Source organism: Streptomyces katrae (assembly GCF_000966975.1).
Lineage (GTDB): Bacteria > Actinomycetota > Actinomycetes > Streptomycetales > Streptomycetaceae > Streptomyces > Streptomyces katrae.
On the sequence record NZ_JZWV01001840.1, the window covers coordinates 1 to 224 of the forward strand.

The 224-nt window shown below is 73.7% G+C and carries 1 pseudogene; it reads left to right on the forward strand.

What is annotated here, in order from left to right:
• Nucleotides 1-224, forward strand: a pseudogene (locus tag VR44_RS40765) (telomere-associated protein Tap); the annotation flags it as partial.

The window sequence follows — 224 nt, forward strand, 5'->3', positions numbered from 1 at the left end:
CCCCCAGGGCGCCGGCTACCGCCCCGGCGAGCCCTGGCCCGCCCTCGAACGCCCCACCTGGCGCCCCGACATCCGCGCAGCCGTCATCTCCACGGCCCGCGTCAACATGCACCGCAAGATGCAGAAACTCGCCACCGCCGCGGGCCTGTACCCCATCGCGGTCCTCTCCGACTGCGCGGTCTACCTCTCCGACGGCCCCAGCCCCCTGGACTTCCTCCCCCACA